At 60.1% G+C, this 22,445-nt stretch carries 15 protein-coding genes and 1 CRISPR repeat array; of the genes, 9 read left to right on the plus strand and 6 right to left on the minus strand.

What is annotated here, in order from left to right; all coding sequences use genetic code 11:
- The first annotated feature begins 263 nt into the window (after window positions 1-263).
- Window positions 264-3,773: direct repeats of the CRISPR family, unit length 28 nt; unit sequence GTGTTCCCCGCGCAAGCGGGGATGAGCC.
- A gap of 396 nt (window positions 3,774-4,169) precedes the next feature.
- The 8 genes from cas3 to cas2e all read left to right on the plus strand — a co-directional run bounded on the left by cas3 (window position 4,170) and on the right by cas2e (window position 13,367).
- On the plus strand, window positions 4,170-6,977 hold the full coding sequence (gene cas3, locus QQS53_RS05030) for a CRISPR-associated helicase Cas3' (protein ID WP_472774813.1): 2,808 nt from the start codon (window positions 4,170-4,172) through the stop codon (window positions 6,975-6,977).
- An 81-nt stretch (window positions 6,978-7,058) separates the two neighbouring features.
- Window positions 7,059-8,810: a type I-E CRISPR-associated protein Cse1/CasA gene (casA, locus tag QQS53_RS05035; protein WP_472774814.1), complete on the plus strand. Its 1,752-nt coding sequence runs from the start codon at window positions 7,059-7,061 to the stop codon at window positions 8,808-8,810.
- Window positions 8,803-9,456: a type I-E CRISPR-associated protein Cse2/CasB gene (gene casB, locus QQS53_RS05040; protein ID WP_472774815.1), complete on the plus strand. Its 654-nt coding sequence runs from the start codon at window positions 8,803-8,805 to the stop codon at window positions 9,454-9,456. Before casA ends, casB begins: the two co-directional genes overlap by 8 nt.
- Before the next feature lie 30 nt (window positions 9,457-9,486).
- Window positions 9,487-10,638, plus strand: coding sequence for a type I-E CRISPR-associated protein Cas7/Cse4/CasC (gene cas7e / locus QQS53_RS05045; RefSeq protein ID WP_472774816.1), 1,152 nt, complete (start codon window positions 9,487-9,489; stop codon window positions 10,636-10,638).
- Between the two features lie 18 nt (window positions 10,639-10,656).
- Window positions 10,657-11,373 carry a type I-E CRISPR-associated protein Cas5/CasD gene (gene cas5e, locus QQS53_RS05050; protein ID WP_472774817.1) on the plus strand — a complete coding sequence of 239 codons (717 nt, stop codon included), beginning with the start codon at window positions 10,657-10,659 and terminating at the stop codon, window positions 11,371-11,373.
- Entirely contained in the window at window positions 11,370-12,077 is a 708-nt protein-coding gene (cas6e, locus tag QQS53_RS05055; protein WP_472774818.1) for a type I-E CRISPR-associated protein Cas6/Cse3/CasE, read from the plus strand. Before cas5e ends, cas6e begins: the two co-directional genes overlap by 4 nt.
- Window positions 12,064-13,002, plus strand: a complete 939-nt coding sequence (gene cas1e / locus QQS53_RS05060) for a type I-E CRISPR-associated endonuclease Cas1e (RefSeq protein ID WP_472774819.1) — start codon at window positions 12,064-12,066, stop codon at window positions 13,000-13,002. Before cas6e ends, cas1e begins: the two co-directional genes overlap by 14 nt.
- Entirely contained in the window at window positions 12,999-13,367 is a 369-nt protein-coding gene (gene cas2e, locus QQS53_RS05065; RefSeq protein WP_472774820.1) for a type I-E CRISPR-associated endoribonuclease Cas2e, read from the plus strand. Before cas1e ends, cas2e begins: the two co-directional genes overlap by 4 nt.
- A 53-nt stretch (window positions 13,368-13,420) precedes the next feature.
- Here the strand turns inward: cas2e and QQS53_RS05070 are convergent, their stop codons facing one another.
- The 6 genes from QQS53_RS05070 to QQS53_RS05095 all read right to left on the minus strand — a co-directional run bounded on the left by QQS53_RS05070 (window position 13,421) and on the right by QQS53_RS05095 (window position 21,055).
- Window positions 13,421-14,722 carry an alpha/beta fold hydrolase gene (locus QQS53_RS05070; protein ID WP_472774821.1) on the minus strand — a complete coding sequence of 434 codons (1,302 nt, stop codon included), beginning with the start codon at window positions 14,720-14,722 and terminating at the stop codon, window positions 13,421-13,423.
- A gap of 246 nt (window positions 14,723-14,968) precedes the next feature.
- Complete coding sequence (locus tag QQS53_RS05075) at window positions 14,969-15,832, minus strand: MurR/RpiR family transcriptional regulator (protein WP_472774822.1); 864 nt, start codon at window positions 15,830-15,832, stop codon at window positions 14,969-14,971.
- Window positions 15,833-15,838: 6 nt separating this feature from the next.
- Complete coding sequence (locus QQS53_RS05080; RefSeq protein WP_472774823.1) at window positions 15,839-17,026, minus strand: M20 metallopeptidase family protein; 1,188 nt, start codon at window positions 17,024-17,026, stop codon at window positions 15,839-15,841.
- A 41-nt stretch (window positions 17,027-17,067) separates the two neighbouring features.
- Complete coding sequence (locus tag QQS53_RS05085) at window positions 17,068-18,249, minus strand: amidohydrolase family protein (protein WP_472774824.1); 1,182 nt, start codon at window positions 18,247-18,249, stop codon at window positions 17,068-17,070.
- Entirely contained in the window at window positions 18,239-19,570 is a 1,332-nt protein-coding gene (locus QQS53_RS05090) for a type I glutamate--ammonia ligase (RefSeq protein WP_472774825.1), read from the minus strand. Before QQS53_RS05090 ends, QQS53_RS05085 begins: the two co-directional genes overlap by 11 nt.
- Window positions 19,571-19,603: 33 nt before the next feature.
- The gene (locus QQS53_RS05095) at window positions 19,604-21,055 is read right to left on the minus strand and encodes an APC family permease (protein ID WP_472774826.1); all 1,452 of its coding nucleotides are present in this window, start codon (window positions 21,053-21,055) and stop codon (window positions 19,604-19,606) included.
- A gap of 313 nt (window positions 21,056-21,368) precedes the next feature.
- On the opposite strand from QQS53_RS05095, the gene QQS53_RS05100 reads away from it, so the two are divergent.
- On the plus strand, window positions 21,369-22,427 hold the full coding sequence (locus tag QQS53_RS05100) for a hypothetical protein (RefSeq protein ID WP_472774827.1): 1,059 nt from the start codon (window positions 21,369-21,371) through the stop codon (window positions 22,425-22,427).
- Window positions 22,428-22,445: the final 18 nt, after the last annotated feature.

Genomic DNA, 22,445 nt, shown 5'->3' on the forward strand with positions numbered 1-22,445 from the left:
CTCCGCATGCCCAGTTTGACTATAAATACTTACCACTTTGGGGGAATACGACGGTATGAGCGGTGAATGTGGTGTTCCCTGGGTTATCTGAAACGGGTCTGCGTGCCTATAAGGGGAAGTGTGTTTACCTGAGTAGCAGTGGAGACTTTGGGGTTTCTCAGTACTGCGTTCGCAGGATATGGTGTGGAGGAGGTTCGATTTCAGGGCGAGTGAAGTCGTATGTAAAATGAGCTCTAGGCCGGTATTCCCGCAGCTAGAAGAGTGTGTTCCCCGCGCAAGCGGGGATGAGCCGTAGGCGCGGTCGATGTCGTGACCGGCGGCCAGGTGTTCCCCGCGCAAGCGGGGATGAGCCCAACCAGCAGGGCATTGTTGCCGTACCGTTCGCGTGTTCCCCGCGCAAGCGGGGATGAGCCTCATTACTACAAACCCAGTAGACCGTGTCCCAAGTGTTCCCCGCGCAAGCGGGGATGAGCCCCGCTTGGAATGTACTTGGAAGGACTGGGCGCAGTGTTCCCCGCGCAAGCGGGGATGAGCCCCTGACGCCCGCGCCGAAGCGTGGGATAGCCCGGTGTTCCCCGCGCAAGCGGGGATGAGCCGTCTCCACGCCGGCCGCGGAGTTGCGGCGCCGGGTGTTCCCCGCGCAAGCGGGGATGAGCCCAATGGGTACACGTCTCCCCCTTCGGGACGATGGTGTTCCCCGCGCAAGCGGGGATGAGCCCCTCCCCAAGACCCAGCTCGACGAACTCGCCAAGTGTTCCCCGCGCAAGCGGGGATGAGCCGCCCTAGACAACAACAAAATCATGGACGGCTGGGTGTTCCCCGCGCAAGCGGGGATGAGCCCGGGGCCGATGAAGGGGACACTTTTCCCCGCGAGGTGTTCCCCGCGCAAGCGGGGATGAGCCCGCCTACAGGTTTTTCGTCTGACTCGCGGCCTGGTGTTCCCCGCGCAAGCGGGGATGAGCCGACCTGGAGCTGGAGCCGGTGAAGATGACGGCTGTGTTCCCCGCGCAAGCGGGGATGAGCCGCAGGCCGAGGCCCGCGCCGCCGACATGGAGGCGTGTTCCCCGCGCAAGCGGGGATGAGCCGATGTTTCGCCCCCACTGTGGCCGGCCGAGCTTGTGTTCCCCGCGCAGGCGGGGATGAGCCCCTCCTCTGTGAATGTTTTCCATTCGGGGCCTCGTGTTCCCCGCGCAAGCGGGGATGAGCCCCCCCCAGCTTCCCACCAGCTTCCCACTTAACTTGTGTTCCCCGCGCAAGCGGGGATGAGCCCCCGACCGGACGCGGCCACGGTAGAGCAAGTCCGTGTTCCCCGCGCAAGCGGGGATGAGCCCCCACACCACAGTCCAGGCGGGCGGGGACAGCAGTGTTCCCCGCGCAAGCGGGGATGAGCCGCGGCATGGTGCACCGCCTGTCGTGCTAGGCGGGTGTTCCCCGCGCAAGCGGGGATGAGCCCCAGGCCACAGAACTCATCGAGAACGAGCCGGAGTGTTCCCCGCGCAAGCGGGGATGAGCCCACCACACCTACTAAGTTGTGTACCAACTAGACGTGTTCCCCGCGCAAGCGGGGATGAGCCGCCGCAAAAATCCTCGGCTGGGGAAAGCAGGCCGTGTTCCCCGCGCAAGCGGGGATGAGCCTCCATCAAAGGCCGACTTGAGAGTGCCAATAGCGTGTTCCCCGCGCAAGCGGGGATGAGCCGGCCATGCGCACCGTATCTACGACGGCGCTATCGTGTTCCCCGCGCAAGCGGGGATGAGCCCCCAACAGAAAGGAAGTAACACACCATAATGCCGTGTTCCCCGCGCAAGCGGGGATGAGCCGCGTCGACGTCTTCTGGGCGGATGCGCCAATGAGTGTTCCCCGCGCAAGCGGGGATGAGCCCGCGTCACCAGCGGCACGGGCCGCCGAAGATGTGTGTTCCCCGCGCAAGCGGGGATGAGCCCTTCTGGATGGACTGGTCATCAATGTGTCCTGGGTGTTCCCCGCGCAAGCGGGGATGAGCCCGGCCCTTGGAAGTGCGCCAACACTCACAAGGGCGTGTTCCCCGCGCAAGCGGGGATGAGCCCCAGCGCGTCCACGTCATACCGGGGCAGGATGTGTGTTCCCCGCGCAAGCGGGGATGAGCCCTTCTCGGCGCGCATAAGCGGCTCATCGGCCCGGTGTTCCCCGCGCAAGCGGGGATGAGCCCCTACAAGAAGGAGAATAACCAATGACCACTGAGTGTTCCCCGCGCAAGCGGGGATGAGCCGGCTACCCGTCTGGCCTAGCCAGCTGTCCACCTGTGTTCCCCGCGCAAGCGGGGATGAGCCCCAGGCCACAGAACTCATCGAGAACGAGCCGGAGTGTTCCCCGCGCAAGCGGGGATGAGCCGGCCATGCGCACCGTATCTACGACGGCGCTATCGTGTTCCCCGCGCAAGCGGGGATGAGCCCCCAACAGAAAGGAAGTAACACACCATAATGCCGTGTTCCCCGCGCAAGCGGGGATGAGCCCTTCTGGATGGACTGGTCATCAATGTGTCCTGGGTGTTCCCCGCGCAAGCGGGGATGAGCCGGCTACCCGTCTGGCCTAGCCAGCTGTCCACCTGTGTTCCCCGCGCAAGCGGGGATGAGCCCGGCCCTTGGAAGTGCGCCAACACTCACAAGGGCGTGTTCCCCGCGCAAGCGGGGATGAGCCCCAGCGCGTCCACGTCATACCGGGGCAGGATGTGTGTTCCCCGCGCAAGCGGGGATGAGCCCCAGCGCGTCCACGTCATACCGGGGCAGGATGTGTGTTCCCCGCGCAAGCGGGGATGAGCCCTTCTCGGCGCGCATAAGCGGCTCATCGGCCCGGTGTTCCCCGCGCAAGCGGGGATGAGCCCACCCACACGCCTGGGAAAACCTCGTAAGTATCGTGTTCCCCGCGCAAGCGGGGATGAGCCTACCTCACAGCCAGCGGATATTCATCCATCCAGGTGTTCCCCGCGCAAGCGGGGATGAGCCGAAGCACAAAAGGCACCTGAGCCGCCAGTTCTCGTGTTCCCCGCGCAAGCGGGGATGAGCCTTTCCGTCGCAGCGGGATTCTCGTCGGGGGCGCCGTGTTCCCCGCGCAAGCGGGGATGAGCCCGCGGTCGCGAGGGACTGCACCGCGGGCATAAGGTGTTCCCCGCGCAAGCGGGGATGAGCCGCGTCGACGTCTTCTGGGCGGATGCGCCAATGAGTGTTCCCCGCGCAAGCGGGGATGAGCCCGACGCCCATGCGGCACACGATGGCGCCCACCCGTGTTCCCCGCGCAAGCGGGGATGAGCCCCTTGGCCTTGCCCGTCGTTGGCGTGAACGTGAGTGTTCCCCGCGCAAGCGGGGATGAGCCTCATGAGAGAGCTAGCCCACGACTACAAACAGCGTGTTCCCCGCGTAAGCGGGGATGAGCCCGCTCTTCACGATGCGGGCCTGCTGTGCCCAATGTGTTCCCCGCGCAAGCGGGGATGAGCCGGCCTATACCGGAAGATACGAAAGAGACAAGGGGTGTTCCCCGCGCAAGCGGGGATGAGCCCATAAAGGTACACGGAAAACACGGCCGCTGCCAGTGTTCCCCGCGCAAGCGGAGATGAGCCCCGTCTCCGACGTTGGCATTGCCCAAAGCATCAGTGTTCCCCGCGCAAGCGGGGATGATCCCAAGGTGTCCGCACCGAACTCCAACCGCTGGGTGTGTTCCCCGCGCAAGCGGGGATGAGCCCAGCAAGTGGATACCGGTACGGCTAACGCCGCTGTGTTCCCCGCGCAAGCGGGGATGGGCTCCGTTAGTTCCGGCCTCTTTTGGACCACCTTAGTGTTTCCTGTGCAGGTGGAGTGGCGGGCGGTTAGTGCGGGTCTCCCGAGAGTTGTTGCTCTGCGCCGTACTCGGTGCCTTTGTTGCGGGATTAAAGCTTGGCCCCGCCGTAGCGGGGAGGTGACCCCCGTAGAACAAAACAATGGCTCATCCCTGGTGCAGGGAATCTATTAAACGGGGCTCGAGTAACAACCGTAGCACCGGTGGAGGAAAACCGAATACGGAGAAAAATATAATTTGTTATCTTCTACGGTTGACATAATTCAGACTGTACTTGTATTCTCAAAATTACACGGTGGCTATGGAACCGGTTGCCCTCGAAAGGAATGGAGTTTCCATGGATCGGATGCGTAGTCTTGGAGACTTGCCACAGCCGGTCGTTGATTTTGCGCGACGGGCAGATGGCTGGGTTGCGGAGCGGAGCAAGGAGGCTCAGAGCCTGTGGGCGAAATCCGGGGATGGGGTTAATTTCCTGACCTTGCCGGAGCATTTGCGAGACTCGGCATGCGCGGCTTCTCTGGTTTTCCATGTGTGGTTGTCTGATTCTTTAAAGAGGGAATTGGCGCAGAATCTCGGCATTTCTATAGGGGAGTTAGAGAATCTAGTCCTTTGGCTGGCGGCCACTCATGATCTGGGAAAGGGTGTTCGAAAGTTTCAGGGGCAGATCGAACTGAGGTCAGACGTGGGGCACCTAGTCTCTCGCGTGCGGGATGCGGGTCTTGACCTAGACCAAGGGGTAGATGAGCTTAATGTGGACAAGTTGCCACACAGTGTGGCGTCAGGCGTAATAATTCGAGATTGGCTGGAATCGGCGCGCGGTTTTCCGCGACGTTCAGCGAACTCGGTAGCCGCTGTAGCGGATGCCCACCATGGTATTCCGAGTGAGCAAATTTCGGAACGAGTTGCTCTCATTATTAGTCAGTACCCGCTAGCTTGGCGGAAGGTTCACAGCGAACTGCTGGAAGCAACGGCTGAGCTCACTGACGTGGACGTGGTGCTGGAGAAGCTACGGAAGAAAGGAATACGGCGTGCACGTGACCTACAACTTCTGACCGGTTTGGTGGTGATGTCCGATTGGATTGCTTCCAACGAAGACGCATTTAGCCTGGGTGGTTCGGATTCGCAGGTGGAGCGTGTTGAACAGGCTGCAAAGGCAGTTCAGCTTACATCGCCATGGCATCCGGTAGATGACATGACCGTGGACGTCGACGTCAGCTTCCGGCAAGCATTTGATTGGCCGAGTGACTATTCGGCCCGGCCGGTTCAGAAAGCTATGGTAAAAGCGGCGGAAAAGACTGTCGGTCCAGTGATGATGGTGCTGGAGGCGGAGACTGGTGCAGGTAAAACCGAAGCCGCTTTGCACGCAGCCCGAGTGTTAGCAGGGAAAAACGGTGCCCAAGGACTCTATTTCGCGGCGCCTACCATGGCAACGGCTAACGGTCTTCTGGAGCGCACGGTGCAGTGGGCGAAAAACACGACGGACGAGCAGGTGCGATCGATGTATTTGGCTCACTCGAAAAACGCCTTGTCGCAGCCGTACCAAGACTTAAAGATTCGGGACGTCGAACCCGAACTTTCCGATAGAAGTGGCGCGGTTGTTGCCTTGCAATGGCTTAGTGGGCGGCGCCGTGGACTATTGTCGAACATCGTCGTGGGGACAATCGACCAAGTCCTGATGATGGCCCTGCAGCAGCGGTATTCAATGCTCAGGCACCTAGCTTTGGCGGGGAAAGTGGTCATTTTCGATGAGGTGCACTCTTTCGACCTGTATTCGACCAATTATTTGAAGACCACCCTCAGCTGGCTTTCATACTACGGCGCAAGTGTTATTGTCATGTCAGCAACGCTACCGCCGGCGCGGAAGAAAGAGCTTCTCGGAGCGTATTCCGATGGAATAGTCCCAGAGGGAGAGGACCCTAGCTATCCTTTGATCACCGTAGCTTCCCCCGACGAAGTCGTCCGCATTCCTGTCGAGGAGAAAACCGAGAATCAAATAGTGGGTATCAATTTCATTGAAGATGATTTGGAAATTCTCAGCGCGACGGTGACTGAGCTTGTCGGAGAAGGTGGGTGTCTCCTAATTATCGTCAATACGATTGCGCGTGCCCAAGCAGCATATCAGCAATTAAGTTCGATTTATCCCGGCGAGGTGGAACTACTTCATGCCGGTTTCATTGCTTGGCAACGCTCCCAAAAGGAAGAACGCTTACGAGCTGAGCTAGGCCCCGAGGCGCACAGACGTGATGGCAGACCAGAGCGAAGAGTTGTTGTTGCTACACAGGTAGCCGAGCAGAGTTTGGATATCGATGCCGACGTTTTGATTACCGATATCGCACCCATGGATTTGGTGATTCAGCGTGCTGGTCGAATTCACCGTCACCAAAGGCCAGTGGGGGATCGTCCAGATAACCTACGGACCCCGAAGATATTTATCCGTGGGATTGTTGAAAGGTGGCCTGCTCCCGAATTCGATGGTGGGGCAAGTGCTATTTACGGTGATGCGTTATTGCTGGCAACGCTGGCGACGCTTCCTGATCGCTTTCAGCGTCCTGAGGACGTGCCTGACTTGGTCCGGCAGGCCTACGCTGAGGATTGGCCAGTTCCAGAGGCCTGGGCTGAAGCCGCACGTAGCGCCCAGGACGAGGACCTAGCCAAGAAGAAACGAGCGGAGAGTCGGTCGGCCAGCTTCCGCATACCCCCGCCAGACACAAAGAGGTTCTCCAGCTTGTTCCAGCAGCTGGTTGGTGAGAATGCCGGGTCGCGTAGCGCTGGAGCCGACGGCGAGCGGGGTGCTGCCATGGTCCGTGACGCTGAACCAACTGTGGAAGCAATCCCGGTTATCGCGACGGAGTATGGCTACATTCCTTACGGGACGGACGCCGAGATCCTCGGGGGAGAGGAGCTGTCGTTTAAGCAAGCACGTGTGTTGGCAACCGGAACCGTCCGACTTCCTACCCGCATGACGCGACGACCGAAGGACTTCGATGCGGTGATTACAGAACTTGAACAATCCACACCGACAACGTGGCAGCAAAGCCCGGTCCTTCGCGGACAGGTAGCTCTCGAGTTGGATGATGAAGGCTGTTGTGAGCTTGGTCGTTTTCAGGTCCGCTACACCAACGAGTTAGGAATCGAAATTCTGAGCGATGATTTGGAGGGGAGTGTCCCGTAGAAACTGTAGATTAAGTGATGCCTCCAGAACCGAGGCCAAACTAAACAAAACTACCCACGACTGGAAAGGAGGGTGATAGCTGTGACTGATAAAAGCGCCACAAATCGGACGACGTTTAATCTGTTGGATGAGCCGTGGATTCGTTGCATGGATATGGAGGGAAATCCCCAAGAAGTCAGTATCAGAGATATTTTTGCGGGACGTGTACGCGTCGCGAAGGTAGTCGGCGAGTCACCGACCCAAGATTATGCCGTAATTCGCGTACTACTAGCGATTTTCTGGCGTGCACACGCCAAGGAGATTTCCGACGCATTGCCCCAATCGCGGCGGGAGGATTCCTTTGATTGGGGAGAATGGTTCGAAGAAACACGGGAAGTTTTGGAGGACTCGAGCCGAGACGATGTTGTCCTTGACTACTTGGAGTCCCATGAAGACCGCTTTGATCTCATGGATGAACAACAACCGTTTATGCAGGTAGCGGATCTTCACACGAAGTCCGGCGAGACCAAATCTGTGTCTATCATCGTGCCTGAGGCAGCGAGTAAGTATTTCACCATGCGTACGGCGGAAGAAAGGGAAGCTCTTTCCTTCGCGGAGGCCGCTCGGTGGTTAATCCACGCGCAAGCATACGATTGCTCCGGTATTAAATCGGGAGCGGTTGGAGACGAACGTGTCAAGGGAGGAAGAGGCTACCCGATCGGTACGGGCTGGTCAGGTCGAACCGGCGGGACTTTGATCCTTAGCCCGCACGGTTTACTCGACACCTTGCTACTCAACACAGCTCCGGAGGCAGTGAACCAGAGCGCTACCGCACGAGATTTATCCCTCGATTTGCCAGTGTGGGAGCGTCCACAAGATTCGGCAGCCCAGCGGCCAGGTGCGGATGCGAAGGAAGGAGCCGTCCCTATGGGGGCAGCCGACTTGGCAACGTGGCAGGCGCGGCGGATTAAGCTTCACGTTCAAGACGGTAAAGTCCGCCGAGTTGTCGTGGCGAACGGGGATCGCATCCCTGCAGCTGGTAAAAACGCTTTCGGAGATCCGATGACACCGTATCGGTACAGTCCTAACCAATCCACACAGACGGAAGATGCCTATTACCCGCGTCCCTACGACGAAACCCGAACGATGTGGAAATCGCTGGATGCTCTGGTAGCTGTGACCGGAGACGCCGGTTTCACAAAGAAAGAAAAAGCGCCGATCCGGCCAGCTACTCTCAGCAACGTGGCGAATCTATCCGCCGACGGATACCTGGAAACGCGGGTCCTTGACCTCGCTTTGGTCTCCATGGTCTACGGTCCGCAGGAGTCAACGGTGGGCACTACTTTTAGCGCATCCATTGGTTTGCCCCTGGTTGTCTTACGCACGGACGACACCGGCAAGCGCGTGCGCGAGGCTGTCCGCACAGCGGTAGAGAAGACTAAAGCCGCTGCCGTAAGCGTCGGATGGTTCGCGGGACAGCTTTTGGTAGCGGCCGGAGGAGACTATCAATTCGGCGCTGTCGCAGCGGACCGCTTCTACTCGCGTCTCGAGCCGAAGTTCATCGACTGGTTAGCCACCGTCGACACCGAAAACGTGGACGCGCGCGCCCGCCAGTGGCAGTTCGCTGTTCTCGAAGAAGCGCTGGATCAGGCGGTCGAAATGGTTCGCGGTGCAGGGCAAAAGGCCATTGTAGGGTGTGTCACAGACGCGGATGACAAGGGGCACGGACGGATTGTCTCGGCCGGTACGTTGCACCATGCTCTAAAACGCCGTTTGAAAAAGGACCTGCCACTAACAGCGCCCGAGCCGGAAACCCTAGACTCGACGGAAGAAAAGGATGAAGTCCATGCCTGAAACGCAAGACGTGGCTCAGCCGGTTGCGCAGCGACCCGGCCTGTACGCCTCGGTTACCAATACGGTAGATGCCCTGCAATACGCCTATTTGCGCAGTCCTAACCACGCCGCGGCTGCGCACGCCCGAGGCGTGCTAGCGCAGTTGCGTAAGTACTCCTCGCGCACTCCTGAGCAGCAGCCTTTGGCTCTGGAAGAAATCTTGTTGTTGCTTGAGCCGCCCCTGGAAGAGCGGGAGCTGGGCGGAGGAACGCGCCTTTCGCCGAGCGAAAAGGCGGCCTTCCACGCGCTCGTCGCGTTCGGTATCCACATGCAAAGCGCAACCAGCGAAGCGCACGTTTCGACGCATAGCTTTGCCTGGGCGTGCGGACGAATGTATGCCATCCGGGAATCAGGGTCTATCAAGCCCCGCTTCGACGCGATGCTGCTAGCACGAGATGAAGCCTCTCGGATGGTTCAGCTGAGATCGCTCATCACGCTTCTGCGCTCTTCGAAATTGGCATTCCACTACGGCTTTTTCGCTACTGATCTCCGCGTTCTGCTCCAGACCTCTACCACGCAGGGTGATGCCGCACGTCGCCAAGGCGTGCTTCTACGTTGGGGCCGCGATTTCGCCGCTGGTGCTAGCTTTCAGCCCAAGAACTCCTAAGTAAACCTCTATCCTCTCGAAAGGAAAACCATGTCTTACATCATCGATATTCACGCTCTGCAAACCGTTCCGCCGTCTCTCATCAACCGCGATGACACCGGTGCTCCTAAATCCGCCATCTACGGTGGCGTCCCGCGTCAGCGCGTGTCTTCGCAATCCTGGAAGCGCGCTATCCGGAAGTATTTCGCGTCCAACGTTTCTGCCGACAGCGTGGGCAAGCGCTCTAAGCGCCTCCCGCAGGAAATCGCTCAAGGCCTCCAAGAGCATGAGGGCTGGGATAAGGAACGCTCCATCGAGGCCGTAACCCAATTGTTCAAGGCCGCCGGAATCAAGGTAGAGGTCGACAAGAAGAAAATCACTTCCCTGAAGAAGGAAGTAGAAGCCGGTGAGGAACAGGAGAAAAAGCTGGAAGACGCGTTTTACCCACAGACGAGCTATTTGATTTTCTTGAGCCCGCACCAGATCGAGCGGGCAGTCAAGGCGCTCGTCGAGGCTGATGGTGAAAAAATTAAAAAGGCAGAAGCCAAGGAGATCTTGGACGCTGAGCACTCCGTTGATATGGCAATGTTCGGGCGTATGGTCGCAGATGATGCTGCCTATAACGTGGACGCCGCAGTTCAGGTGGCCCACGCACTGGGTATCCACGCTAGCGCCCCGGAATTTGATTATTTCACTGCGGTAGATGACCTTGCAGAAGCCGGCGAGGAAACCGGCGCGGGCATGATCGGGACGGTCCAGATGATGTCTTCAACGTTGTATCGTTACGCCACGCTAAATCTTGGCGGGCTGGCTAAGAACCTTGGCTCCGAGGAAGAAGCCCGGACTGCTGCCGGGCAGTTCATCGACGCCTTCATCAAGTCGATGCCGACCGGAAAGATCAACACCTTCGCCAACCAGACTCTGCCGGAGCTGGTCTACGTAGCAGTTCGCGAGACTCGCCCGGTTTCCTTGGTCACCGCGTTCGAGACTCCAATTGAACCGACTGAGGCAGAGGGGCTTCGCGTGGCTGGTGCTAAGGCTCTAGCAGCCGAGGAGAAGGGTTTTGAAGAAATGTACGGCCTCAAACCGAAGGCGGGATTCGTGTTAGGCTTCGAAGACGCTCGGCAGGCTTTTAGCGATATCGCCGAGGCAGTAACTCTCGGCGAATTGCAAGAACGCATCTCCGCGGCTCTGGAAAGCTAAAGGCTAGGAGCTTTGTCAATGACTTCTTCTCTCTTGCTCTTGTTAAAGGGGCCGATGCAGTCCTGGGGCGATGACTCCCGGTATGCCACCAGAACGACGGCGTCAACGCCATCTAAATCGGGCATCGTGGGGTTGATCGCGGCAGCCCAGGGACGCCGACGGACCGACCCAATTGAGGACCTCGCGCACCTGCGGCTTGCCGTGCGTGTTGACCAATCAGGCAGCTTATTGCGTGATTACCAAACGGCGCAGCCTTGGCAGCGTGACCCTAAAGCTTCGGCCAATCTGGTCACTCGATATTTCTTGTCAGATGCTGCTTTCGTCGTTGCAGTAGAGGCCGAAGACCGGGCGCTTCTGGAAGGCTTTGCCGACGCACTGAACGACCCCGTCTATCCGTTGTTCATGGGGCGGCGATCGTGTCCGGTGCCGCCCAACCTGGTAATAGGCATAGTAGACAAGCCGGCGGTGGAGGCACTGCAAGCTCATCAGAATTGGCATGCGACCAAGAACCACATGAAAACCTATGGTGAGCAGGTTGCCTTGCCTATCTACCGTGATGCCGAAGCGGGTGAGGTAGGGGTCGCGCGCCAGGACGTGCCGGTTTCCTACAACCCTGAACACCGGAAATATGGCTGGCGAGAGGTCGTTCAGGCCGACTATGCCACCTTGAACAACCCCTTGGATCCTAACGAGCTGCAGACGGATCCTTTCCTAGAGGCGGTGCTAAACGCATGACAACGATGACGAAAGTGCTGATAAACCCAGCTAGGAGGCAGGGACGTAGGCTGCTAACTGACCCGCAGACCATGCATGCGGCCGTGCGCGCGGCATTCCCTCCGGATCTGGACGAGTCTTCGAGCCGAGTGCTGTGGCGTACGGATACTAACGGTCATGAGCATGCGCTCTACATTGTTGGTCCGGAAAAACCCTCCGGGCAGCACATCGTGGAGCAGGCCGGGTGGGATACTCGCCCAGCGCAGATAGCTGAATACGACCGTTTTCTGGCTGCGCTCAAGAAGGGCCAGCGCTGGCACTTCGAGCTGGTGGCGAACCCTACTTTTGCCAAGACGGTGGAGGGCAAGCGCAGTAAAATCAAGGCTCACGTGTCGGTCCCCCACCAGCTTGGATGGCTGTACGACAAGGCACCCAAGTGTGGCTTTAGCCTCGCCCCCCGTGTGGATGATGAAGCGTCAGACCAAGAGAGGGAGCGCTGGGCACCGACCGAGGTGCCCAGCGTGACCGAGCGTAAGACTCTCGATTTCCGTCGTGGTCGAAGCAGCGCTCGGGTGCACATTGTGACTGCGCGTTTTGCGGGTGTCCTGGAAGTCACGGATCCGGATCTCTTGCGCGTGGCGCTGACACAAGGAATTGGGCGAGCGCGCGGTTACGGGTGCGGCCTGATGACTCTGGCCAGGGCCCGAACCGATGCCAACGCCTAGGGAGGTACCTATTGCGCGAACCGCGTTGTCGAGGATGGAAGACCGGCTGAGCTTTCTCTACGTGGAAAGAGCAGTGGTTAATAGAGAAGGAAATTCTCTGACTATCCAGGACCGGCGCGGGATCGCGCATCTGCCTGCTACGCACCTCGCCGCGCTGTTGCTGGGTCCGGGGACCCGGGTTACATACGCGGCCATGGCATTGCTAGGTGACGCCGGAGTTTCAACTGTGTGGGTCGGAGAGCGTGGCGTTCGCTACTACGCGAGCGGCAGGCCACCTGCCAAGTCCTCGCGGATGGCTGAACTTCATGCTGCCGTCGTCACCAATCAGAGACGGCGCTTGAATTGTGCACGGACAATGTATTCCATGCGCTTTTCTGGTGAAGACGTGAGTAGGCTGACAATGGCGCAGCTGCGTGGAAGAGAAGGCGCTAGGATGAAGAAGATCTACGCGGCCGAGGCCAAGCGCACCGGCGTGTACGGGAACCGGCGATCGTACGATCCCAGTGATTTCAGTTCTTCGGATCTGATTAACCAGGCCCTGACAGCAGGTTCCGCGGCCCTATACGGGGTCACACACGCCGTTGTTACTGCTTTAGGTTTTATCCCTGCCCTGGGGATTATCCACACAGGTACGGACCGTTCGTTTGTTTACGATATTGCTGATCTTTACAAGGCGGAAATCTCTATCCCCGCTGCCTTCGACGCCGTAGCAGCTGCGGGTGGCCAACCGAGCGTCGAAGTTCGCCGTCGAGTGCGAGACGCTGTAATCGAACGACGGTTAATGCCCCGCATGGTCGCCGATCTGAAGACTTTGTTCGAGGTCCCTGATGATGAACTCCTAAGTGACGTGGAGCTGCTGCTGTGGAGCGAGCTCGAGGTGATCGCGTCCGGAATCAATTGGGCTGAGGAAGAGCAGTTGTCATGACGGTACTGGTTTTATCAGCTTGCCCCGCAGGGTTGAGAGGAGACCTCACCAAATGGTTGATGGAGGTCTCGCCGGGAGTTTTCGTCGGCCGGCCAACCGCGCGGATTAGGGAGCTGTTATGGGAGCGGACCGTCGAGCTTTGCAAGGACGGTCGGGCCTTGCTCGTGTATTCCTCGAACATCGAGCAGGGGATGGAATTTCGGACTCACCGGCACCAGTGGAAGCCTACCGATTTCGATGGGGTGACTCTGATGATGCGCCCTACCGACCGCCGGAAGAAGCCGCAGCGCAGAACCGGATGGTCAAATGCCCGCCGTTCTAGAAACGCTTATGACAAGCAAACCCGCGGTAACCGGTCGTCCTAAGTAGAGTCTGTGCAGACCGTGAGTTTTAGGCATCGGTAGGTGAGAAGAGTCGGTTAGCTGTTTAGTACTGCTTTGATGGCGTCGAGGGTGGCATCAATGTGCGGGATGGTGCCGGCTACGTGCGAACCAGCATCATTCGGAAGGAAGGTCACCTGCGCACCGCGGTCGGCCCACTCCGTAGCCAATTGCTCGGCTGTGTCAAAAGGAATGACGTCGTCGCCACGGCTGTGCGTGATGACTACCGGGACGTTGGGGGCACGGTGGCCGATATGTTGGTCCGCGAGCATTTGGTTAAAAGGAGCGGACTCGATGAGTTCATGAACGTCAGTGCCGTCGGCGGTGAGCCCGGAGATGGTCTGCCCCGAATAGAGCCCGAGGCCCAAGGTGCACGTGTTCGTGGCGTTGCGGAGGACCTTCTGCCCGCGGGGGCTGAGCTGGTCATTGAAATCGATGCCGTAGCTCTGGGACAGGCCGAGTAGAGCAAAGAGCTCGAAAAGGAAATACGTAGTCCCGTCGAGGACTGATGGCAAAAGAGTGAGATCGGCTGGGGCAGCACCGACGGTCGCGAGCTTTACGTTGAGCTCGGGGGCGTAAGAGTCATACTGCTCCGCGGCGCTGGCGGCCGCGCCGCCGCCCTGCGAGTAGCCGTTGAGGAAGACAGGATTCTCCGGGCCCAAATCCCAGCCCTCTATTTGCTGCGCAGCACGTACGCTATCGAGCACGGCGTGGGCCTGGCTGAGGCGGTCCATGTAGGTATGCAGGCCTGGGGTGCCAAGCCCTTCGTAGTCGGTCAAGACCACTGCGTATCCCTCCTTGAGGAGGCTTTCAAAGAAGAGCTGCTCGTAGTCGCCCACGCCTTCGGCGATTTTGCGCGATGGCGAGCAGCGATCCGCTACGCCCTGGGTGCCGGGCGCGTATGCGACCATAGGTCGTGGCCCGTCACCGGTCCATTGTTTCTTCGGCTCGATGACAATCCCGCTGACCGGTGTGGGCTCTCCCCGGCGGTTGGTGGAAGAGTAGAGGATGCGCTCCGCCTTGTAAGGGCCGATATTGGTAATCCCCAGAGTGTTTAGAGGGTTTCTTACGGAGGAATTCCGGAAAAGCTGTCCTGGAAAAGAACCGTCCAGATCCACTGGGTCGTGGTAGAAAGTCGAATAGCTATCCCCGGTAGCTTTGTCGGTCCCGCGGGAAGATAAGCCGGGCGAGCTGTGTCGCATCTCGTCCGCGGCTTCGCGAACCTGCTCAGTAGTTTCGGGGGATTGGTCAGCAACGGGATCGGAGAGAGCGTCATCGATAAGAGCGGACTCGGGGAGCTCGGCGGTAGGAGCGGCGTGAGCGCTGACGTTAGTGGCCACCAAAGATGACGTGAGTAGAAAAGCCAGGATAGGCCGCGTGAGGCGGCGGGGATCGGGCATAAAAGGTTCCTTTTCCAAGAAGGCATGACCTTTGGTGGGCATGCGGGAGACAATAAATCCGCGGCTGAGTTGGGCCCGCGGCAACTGTTATTATGAGTGTTTCAAATACTAAGTATAAATGTTGTTCGGCAAAACTACGAAACTTTTACTGGTGATCGACTTTTATTGGTTATCGATCTGCGTTAGCTAGGACAATTGGCTGCTACGGATAGGATCAATCTCGGCGAGTCTGCGCATTCCGTCGGCCCCCAACAGATCGGCGGCTGCTTCGCACAGGGCCTCAATGAGGGCTAGAGAGGGCACTAGGGTGTCCGAAGGACCGTTCGCCTCCACCCGGGCGGTAAGCACGATGTCAGCATAGGAGGCGATAGGCGACATCCACTTGTCCGTGATGAGGATGAGCGTGGCACCTCGAGTTTTCGCTGTCTGCGCCCGGTAGGCGGAGGACGCGGAGTAGCGGCGAAAGTCGAACGTTATCCACACTGTCTCGGAGGAAATCCCCGCGAGCGTGTCTTCGAGCTTCCAGCCGTCGGCCGGACAGCTATGCAAGTTGGTCCGGAAAAGGTTGAGCTGGGCCAGCAGATGCTCGGCCAGGATGTGGGAGTACGTTCCACCGTCGCCAATGATGACCTTGGTCTGGTCGCCGAGAAGGTCCACAGCGCGGGAAATATCCCCGGCGCGGAGGTTCTGGAACGTGGAGACGATTCCGTCGACGAAGGCACGTTCTTGGTCGATAAATGCGCCATGGTCCGCGTCGTGGGTGGGTAGTGTCGATTGCTGGGCAGCTTGATCGAGTGCAGATTGCTGGCGGTCCTTCAGCTCCTGCTTGAGTTCGTCCTGGAAGAGCTTAAATTTTGGAATGCCCAACGATTGGACGAAGCGGACTACCGTCGCTGAGCTTACTCCGGAGGCTTCCGCAATCCGTTCCACGGTGTCGAGGCCGCTGTACGGAAAGCTACTGAGGATGTACCGGGCGACGAGTTTCTCGGAGCTGGAGAACTCATCCAGGCCGGACCGGATTCGCTCCGCAATGCTGGTGGCGTTGGGCATAGTCGGTTATTTTACGTCCAAAGCGCGGGCGGCGGCGAGGTAACCGGCGATGAGAGCTTTGGCCGTGTAACCGACGGCGTCGTCCGGCGGCAAGAACTTCGCGTCGTGGAGTGAGGGAGTAGCGCCGCTTGCCACGCCGACGAAGCACATCAGGCTGGGGACGAGCTCACCGTAGAAAGAGAAATCGTCCGCACCGAGGGAGCGCATCGGCTCGGCAGTCCCCAAGCCCAGCGTGCCTTGCACGGCGGCGAAGTTTGCGGCCAGGTGCTCGTCATTGATGAGGGCCGGCTCGCCAGGGAGGTACTCGAGGTTTCCGGTGCACCTGAAAGCCTGCGCCGTGTGCTCGACGAAGTGTCTCACCGCAATAGCGATCTCCTGGGCGGCCGCGCTACTGGAAGTACGAACCGTGGTCTTGATTGTGCCCTCGCCGGCTAAGACGTTGGCAGCACTCGAACCGACCTGGACGGAACCGACGCTGATCAAGGCCGGCGCCATCGGGCTGGACGTGCGCCGGACAATTTCAGACAGGCCGGAGACGATTTGTGCCACGCACACGGCGACATCGTTGGCTTTGTGCGGGTACGCGCCGTGCCCGCCTTGGCCATCGACGGTGATGATGAACTCACCGGCGGCGGCGTTAATGAAGCCTTCCCCGGATGCGACTGCCCCGAGCGGGACATCGGGGTGCACGTGCGCGCCGATGGCGTGCGCCACGTCATAGGTAGCAAACGCCCCCGACTCCTTGATATCCAAGGCCCCAGACGGGTAAGTCTCCTCACGGGGCTGGAGGAACGGCACCAGCCCGTAGGGAAGATCGAGCTTTTTGGCGGCGCGCACTACCGCGACGAGGGCGGCGAGGTGCACGTCATGCCCGCAGGCGTGCATTGCTGAGCCTGGGGACGCCCACTCCACCCCGGTGGCTTCTTCCACCGGCAGGGCGTCTAATTCACCGCGCAGGGCGATGGAGGGGCCCGTCCCTGGGCCGATGCGGGAAATCCCGCCCGTGGTGGCCAGTGACTCGAAGTCGAGCTCCATGGCGCCGGCGACCGTATCGGTCGTGTCTTGTTCCTCGCCGCTGACCCGTGGGTTCGCGTGGAGCTCCTTGCGCAGCTCTACCGCCGCAGGCAGCTCTTCTCCCAACGCCGCAACCCAGTGATTCGCAAGCTGGTCATAGTTGGTCTTGCTTTTTCCCACTCAGTTCCCCTTTCTCTTTGTTTTCTCGTGCTCCGTGCGAATTAATTGGTTCCGTACAAACGGGCGGCGTTGTCGTAAGAAATCATGCGTGCCACCCGCAGGCACTGCTGCATCGGCCATCCGTGGAAGTCGTGAAATTGCGCCAGCGCCTGGGCCATCCCATCACGGTAGAGCTGCGCGCCGAGGTAATAGAGCTCGGCCAAACCGAAGGCGTCGGTGCTAAACAAAACCTTGCTGAAAGGAGCAAGCTCGAGGGACTCGGCGATGACCGCGTCGGAGCGGCTACCCGTGTAGTTGATAGCCAAGCCTACGTCGAAGTAGACGTGTTCGAAGACGTGCGCCAGGTAGCCGGCCTCGCGGTGGTAGGGGTAGCAGTGGAGGAGCGTGAAACGGGCGCCAGAATCACGGCTCAATCGGAAAAGCTCCGTGAGCAGGAGAGGGTTGCACCGGTGCAGATCGACGTCGTCGTCGCCGTATCCGATGTGCAACTGGATGACCTGGCCGGCATCGATAGCCAACCACAGCAGGTGGCGGATGAGTACCGGATCCGCCAGGCGCAGTGGCTCCTTCCCGTTGAGGAAGTCCCGCGCGGACTCGCGGACTGAACTTGCTGCGGGACGCGTCGCGTCGAAGTCTAGGCCAGTGCGGTAGGCGGCGATGGATTTAACCCCGATTGCGCCGCGCAAAGCACTGGTTAGACGCACCGCGAGCGTGTCGAGGAAACTCTGCGCTAAAGCATCGTCCGCCTCCTGGGGTGCGCCGGAAGGAAGCAATTCCTGGGCGACCAGCTCGGCGAGGTATTCCAAGCGGACCACCTCGTGCGGTGTGGCGCCGCTGAGGCGCCCGAGCTCCTCTGCCGGGGTGATAACGTCCGGTGAAAAACCGGTGTCCACACCCAGATCCGTCAGCCGCGAGGCTTGCAGCAGACGGGAATTGGCTTCATCTGCGCCCAGCTGCCGGCGTTGCTCCAGGTACTCTTCGGGGCTGCACCAAGGCTGCGCACCGAGAATTGGGGCGCATTTCGCGAGTACCTGAAACCCCAGCTGCGAGTCGAAACAGGTTAGCCCCTCCGGAGCCGGACGCGAGGATTCCGAAATCATGGCCTCGAAATCGGCGCGGGACAGATCCTTCGGGACCACGCCGTGGCAGTGGTGGTCGAACAAAGGGAGTGAAGCAAGTTCCTCGCGGAAATCGGGGTAGCTCGGGGATTGCTTAGAAGACATCCGCATACACCTCGCATTGTTCCTCGAAAGATTTCCCGTGAAGCTCAGAGATCTCGTCGCGTTTGACCTTCAGGTAGGTCTCGGACCAAGCGGGTGCGAACCAGGATTGGACTTCCTCGTTGGCCTCGAAGAGATCCAAAGCCTCGCCCAGGGTACCCGGCAATTCCGGAAGGTTTGCGTGCTTGCCTTCGAGATCCAGATCGCCTTCGACGATGTCGACTGGGTCGAGCCCCTCATCCAGGCCGGCCAGACCGGCCCGCAGGATGATGCCCATGAGGATCCACGGATTGGCGCCAGCGTCCGATCCGCGGAACTCGAAGTGGAGTTGCTTTTCGGGAGACTTTCCGTTGATTTCGTTAGTCGGGCAAATTCGGATGAGGGACTCGCGGTTCTGTAGTCCACAGAACGCGCGGGCTGTCGACCAGTTGTCGGGTTTCAGACGGAGGTAGCTGACCGTGAGCGGGGCGAACAACGCGGTCAGTGCTGGGGCGTACTTGATGATGCCGGCGTTGAAGCGGCCGGCCAACTCAGAGACTCGGCCTGGCCGGGAGGCGTCGAAGGAGATGGCTTCCCCGTTTTTGCCGTAGAGCCCGTAGTGGACATGGACCCCGGAGCCTCCCGCCTCCGCACTGGGGACCGGAGAGAAAGTGACTTCCTTGTCGAAGGCTTCGTAGACGTTGCACGTGATATCGCGCAAAAGGAGGGCGCGGTCGGCCGCGCGAAGCGGGTCGGTGGGCTTGAGGGTTAGCTCATATTGGTGCTGGGCATACTCAGGTAGCCAGCATTCTGGTTCGATTCCGGCGCCATCGAGGATTTTAAATAGCGTGGAACTTACCGGCTCTGCGGAAAGGAAATTCGAATAGGAAAAGGGGTGCGGGAAGCGCGTGGCTGCGCGCTCGACGAATTCGTGCTCGAAGGAGGCGGTGAAGGTAATCCCGTGCTTTTCTTTTAGCTCCGCCACCGTGTTTTTGAGGAAAGTTCTACTGCATGATTCCCAAGGCGTGCCGTCAGTGTTGACCACGTCGCTGAAGCAATACTCCAAGTCGGCTTGCCCGGGTACCCCGGAGATGGTTGTTTTGGAATCGGCATCGGCAAGCAGGCGGAGATCCCCGGAAGCGCCGTAAGGGATACCGCCGACGATGTGGCCGAGCGGACCGATCCCCAGGTTGGCTGGCACCCACCCGACGCTCGCGCCGGGACGGAAGTCTTTGGAGTGAATGGCCCGACCCTTGGTGCGGGCTGAGAAATCGCAGGTAGCGATGAAGGTGAACATTCCGTGTGCAATCGACGGGGCGGTTTCGTTTTCGATCTCGACACTCATGGTTTACTCCTTTAGCTGGTGATTGAGGTGGGGCTAGTGGGTGGAAGCATCGTCGGCGCGGGACCATCTTCGGCCGATCTTGCGCGCGAGCTCGGGCCTTGCTTGGATGACCAGTGCGCCGATGACGCACCAGGCGCCGGAAATCCAAGGGAAGTAGCTGTACGGGGCTTCCTGGCCACTGACCTGCACTACGTATACGAACCCGAGGTAGGCAAGCGCGAGGACGGGGAAGATAATCTCCCAGTAGGGCACCTGGTTGCCGCGGCGAAGGATGTGCGCGATGGCGCCAGCCGAGGCCATGCCGTAGGCCACCACCATGCACAGCGTGGCGATGGTCGCGTACCAGTAGTAGACATCCACCGGGCTGACGTGGCAGATACCTAAGACGACAATCATCACGATGGACAACCCGTTGGTAAACAGCACTGCCGGGACTGGCACACCGCTGCTGGGGTGGCGCTCGGCGAATTTCGCGGGGCCGAAGCCGTCTCGGGCGAGCGCGAAGAGCAGACGCGAGGTGGCTGTCGAGGAACTCAGGAAAGCACCGAAAGCCACGGCGAAGGCGATGACAGATAGTAAGACCGCGAACCAGGAGCCAACGTAGGTGGAGCCCAGCGTCGTCAGGGTAGACGAGGCACCGGCGAAGGCGGCCACGCCGGCCTCATCGGTGCCAAAGCCTAGGGATTGGGCGAACATGACGAAGGTGTAGACGAAGCCGCCGACTACGACCGCGAGGAGCAGGCTGCGGGGAATGATGCGCTGGGGGTGGTTCGTCTCCTCCCCCAGCGAGGAACCGGACTCGAAGCCCGCCCAGGACAAAAACCCAAAGACGGACGCGGTCATGATCGCGCTCCAGGGGTTGCCTGCCGGGCTGAGGGTTTCCCAGTCGAGGCCGGTGCTCACCGGGGCGTTATCCCCGGTCACGGCGACCAGGATGATGACCGACAGCACGAGCATCACGACAATTCCGGCCAGCCCGATAAACAGGGTGGTGCGCGCGGTCAGCTGGGAGTTGCGCAGGTTTAAGATGGCGCCGATGACGGCAACGGCGATGGGGATAATTAGCCAGGCCAGGCCGAGCTCGGCTGTGTTGAACTGTTCCAGCATCGCCTCGAAGAAGACAGCGCAGGCGCCCAGGATGCAGGCGGTCATGAAGATATAGGTCCCGAGGAGTGCGAAGCCGCCGAAGAAGCCCGCTTTAGGGCCTAAGGTCACGCCGGCCAGTGCGTAGACCGAGCCGGCGTGCGTGACGGTGCGCAGGAGTCGGACGAAGGCATAGGCGACGAAGAGGCTGCCGACGAAGGACACTAGGAAGGTGAACGGTACGGCCTTACCGACCAGCCCTGCCACGCCGATGCCATTGAGCGACATCGCCATGACCGGACCCATGAAGCCGACCGAAATTGCGGTGACCTCCCACGTGTTGAGGGGGCGTTTCGTGACCTTGGCGGGTGAGTCAGCGTGAGGTACAGCGTGGCTTTCCATTTTCTGTTCCTTCCTCCGCAACAAGGAGCGGAGTACTACGGGATGGCTTGTAAGAATCCTTACACAGTGTGTCCTAGATCGCAATGAAATTGAAAAAGTAGTTTAGGTAACTCTCTAACAGTGCAGGCAGATGCGTCTTGGTCTGTGTAATAAATATTTCAGCACCGGGTTTTTGTGGTGCCTGCTCTCCAGGGGACGGGCCTCCGCACCTACGTCAGTTAACTGCGTCCCTTGAGGGGTAGGGCGCGCCCTACTATGAAGTTGCGGGCTCGCCCTCTTCTGCGCGTCCGCGGTGCGTGGTGGGATTGTGGTAATGACTTCGACTTCCTTTTTCCGCCGCGTTCCGTGGCGCACCATTGGGTGGGCGCTGCACGCTGTCGTCCGCGTGGTTATTTGCGTGCTAGTTTTGCCGTACGCTGCGGCCAAGGTGATTCTGCTGCAGATGGGGGTGGTTGATTACCCGGGGTTGCTGATTACGTTGGGGGAGAAGTCCCCGATGGGGCTTTTGTGGACGTTTATGGCTTTTAGCCCGTGGGTGCAGTTTCTGGCAGGCCTGGTGGAGCTAGGTGCCGCGGCGCTGGTGCTGTGGCGGCGTACGGCGTGGCTAGGTGGGCTTATCGGGGCGGTGTCCCTCGGGGTGGTCTGGCTGCTGAATATGACCTTTGATGTGCCGGTCAAACAGTTCGCTTTCGCGCAGATGGTTCTTTTCCTGATTGTTTTAGCTCCCTGGGTTCCCCGGCTGGTGGCTTTCGCGCTGGGCCGCGCCGTTCCGGAGATGCATTATCCGCGGCTTATCCCGTGGCCGCGGGCCCATCGCCTAACGCGCTGGCTGCCGCCCGTGGCGGCGGCGGGGATGCTCATCGCGGGTCTGGTGGCGTCGGCTATCCTCGTGCCCAAGCAGTTCCCCACGGTCCACGAGGATCTGGCCGGCGTGTGGCAGGTCGCCCAGGACAGCACCGCGCCCGCGCCCCAATTGCTTGACGATGCCCGCCTGTCCACGCTCGCCCTCGGCAAACGGTCGGTGGGCGGCGCCCCGGCCCTAAAAGGGCTAGAGGGCGACCCGGGGGAGTTCGCGGGGGCTACCGTCCGCCGCGCCAACGGGGATCTGCAGGCCGGCTTCTACCGGGTCGATGACAGCGAGCCCGGGCGGCCGCGCGTGGATCTGTATTTGCTGGCACCGATGGCCGCAGATGAGCAGAATTTCGGGGCGGGCGAGGAGTTCACGGACGAGTACCACCTGCGCTACCGGATCGTGGACGGGCAGCTAGAGCTCGACGACGACGCGCACCAGCTCACCCTGCGCCCGTCAGAGACCGGCAGCCTGCTCCTCGACCGCGGCTTTAGGTGGCAGGGCAGCCCGCTCAACCGCTAGGGAGTGGCTACGGGCGGC

Source organism: Corynebacterium sp. 2571A, assembly GCF_055700935.1.